Source organism: Paenibacillus sp. Y951 (assembly GCF_056786395.1).
On record NZ_JBXCIY010000054.1, the window covers coordinates 1 to 2,764 of the forward strand.

Annotated in this window: 2 protein-coding genes; both read left to right on the plus strand. The window is 47.0% G+C overall.

All coding sequences use genetic code 11. The features are described 5' to 3' along the window. Positions 1–15: 15 nt before the first annotated feature. Positions 16–1,221, plus strand: a complete 1,206-nt coding sequence (locus AC1TPB_RS24685; protein ID WP_482078922.1) for a condensation domain-containing protein — start codon at positions 16–18, stop codon at positions 1,219–1,221. Between the two features lie 50 nt (positions 1,222–1,271). Beyond that, positions 1,272–2,764, plus strand: a 1,493-nt coding sequence (locus AC1TPB_RS24690; RefSeq protein ID WP_482078921.1) for a condensation domain-containing protein, incomplete at its 3' end; no start/stop codon positions are given.

Consider the following 2,764-nt stretch of genomic DNA (forward strand, 5'->3'; position numbering starts at 1 on the left):
GAAGCAGGGAAGCTCGTGCAGATAAACCGAGGGATAGAAGATCGAGCGTTCTGCCTGCATGTATTTGACGTCTCGGATGAAGCGGATGTTAGCGCGGTAGTTGAGCGTGAGGCGACACTGGTGCAACAGGCAATGAATCTGGAAACTGGCCCATTGATGCAGCTTGGATTGTTTCGGACGAACAGCGGCGACCATTTGCTAATCGCGATCCATCACCTTGTCGTAGACGGGGTGTCCTGGCGCATCTTATTGGAGGATTTCGCGGTGGGATACGAGCAGCTGTTACGGGGGGAAACTGTTACGTTACCTGGCAAAACGCATTCGTACCGAACATGGTCGGAGCGAATGGGGAGCTACGCAGAAAGCTTGGAGCTGTTAAGAGAGGCAGATTATTGGAAGAAGGAAGAAGATAGCAACGTTAAGCCGTTGCCTAAAGATGGGAAAAGCGGCGGGGCGCGTACGATCGGAAGCAGCGCAATTGCGGCGGTTAGCTTAAGCGAGACGGAAACGAAAAATTTACTGACGGGCACGCATCATGCGTACAAGACGGAAGTGAACGACGTGTTGCTCGCGGCGCTGGGTTTGACGATACAGGAATGGACGGGTCATGAGACGCTTGCCATACATCTGGAAGGCCACGGCCGGGAAGAAGTATTGAATGATGTGGACGTGACGAGAACAGTAGGTTGGTTTACGAGCATCTATCCGGTCGTCTTTGAATTGAAGAGGGCGGAAGGAATATCTTACTGGGTTAAATCGTTTAAGGAGATGCTGAGGCAGATTCCGAACAAAGGCGTGGGATATGGCATACTGAAGTATTTGACGCCATCGGAGAAAAAGGGCATTGGCAGTGGATTGCAGCCGGAAATCAGCTTTAACTATTTGGGGCAATGGGATCAAGAAATAAATGCCGGGACTATGTCGATGTCGGATCTTTCTACTGGCATGCAAGTGAGTCTGCAATCGGAACGTATCCATGCGCTGGACATTGTAGGGAGTGTAATGGAGGGAAAACTAACGCTGGTCGTGACGTACGACAAGCAGGAGTACCGCGAACGTACAATTGAGGCATTGCTAGCTGACTATAAGAACCAGCTACTTTCGATCGTTGACCATTGCATGCGGAAAGCCGAGACGGAACTTACTCCGAGCGATGTAGGTATCGAACCAATGTCTTTGGACATTTTCGAGAAGCTCTTAACGAGGTTAGATGATTTGTAAAGTGGGATAGCAGTTTTTTATATTTTATAAACGAAAGATAGGTGATTGTTATGAGTAGAGGCGGTAACCGTAACGTGGTTTCTATGTACCCACTATCTCCAATGCAAGAAGGCATGCTGTTCCAAGCGTTAATGGACCCGCAGTCGTCCGCGTACTTCGATCAATTGTCGTTTACAATTCAAGGATCTCTGCATGAAGCGAATTTGGAGAAGAGCCTCTCCCTTCTAATGGAACGGCATGATATCTTTCGAACGGTATTTATGTATGAAGGATTGGAGAAGCCTTTGCAGATTGTACTTAAAAAGCGAAATCCTTCAATCGTATTCGAAGATTACACAGGGTTAACGGAAGAAGAAATCAAGATAAGAGTGGAGCGATTCAAACAATCGGATCGGGAAAACGGATTTGATCTGACGAAAGATGTATTATTGCGGCTTGCCGTATTAAGGACAGGAGAGACCAGTTACGAGTTGATTATGAGCCACCATCATATCTTGATGGACGGCTGGTGCAGAGGCATTGTCTTGAAAGAGTTCTTTTATATGTATACGCAACTTTGCGAAGGCAAATCGATAGATTTGCCTTCCGTGAAGCCCTATATTCACTTCATCAAGTGGCTGAAAGTTCAGGATCGCGAAAAAGCGCTGGGTTACTGGAGAGATTATTTGGGGGGGTACGAGCATAGGGCTGCGATTCCTGCATCCGCCAAATCTCACAGTGGAGTATACATATTGGAAGAAGTTAATCATTCGTACCCTGAGACATTGACCGAGCGATTATTGCAAGTAAGCAAACGCCGTCAGGTTACGATGAACAGTATGATGCAGACCGCATGGGGCATGCTGCTACGAAGCTACAATCATATTGATGATGCGGTATTCGGTGCGGTCGTTTCGGGGCGTCCTGCAGAAATTGACGGCGTAGAGAACATGGTAGGGTTGTTTATCAATACACTACCCGTTAGAATTGGTCCGAACGAAAATGAGGCTACGTTCATTAAAACGGTCAAACGGTTACAGCAGCGTGCGCTCGATTCGGAAAAGGTCGGATACATCTCTTTGGCAGAGATTCAAGCTCAATCGTACCTAAAACAAAACCTGATCGATCATCTATTTATCTTCCAGAACTATCCCGAAATCTATGAAGTAAACGGGGATCCAGAGGAACAGTTTTTTCAAATTCGGAATATTCAAAGTTTCGAGCATACTAATTATTCGTTAAGCGTCATGATGTACGTACAGGCGAACCAGCTTGTAATAAAAATTGGTTTCAATGCTTCAGAACATCGAAGAGCTAACATAGAACGGCTTATTGGACATTTAGAAACCATTCTGGATCAAGTTGCGGCAAGGCCAGATATGCGGCTAGACGAGATCAAATTGGTCGAGCAAGAAGAGAAGCGTCAACTACTAGAGACGTTTAACGATACGAAGGCGGAGTATCCGAAGGACAAGACGATCCACGCGCTGTTTGAGGAGCAGGCGAAGCGGACGCCGGAAGCTGAGGCGATCGTATTCGAGTCTATGCGACTGACGTATGGCGA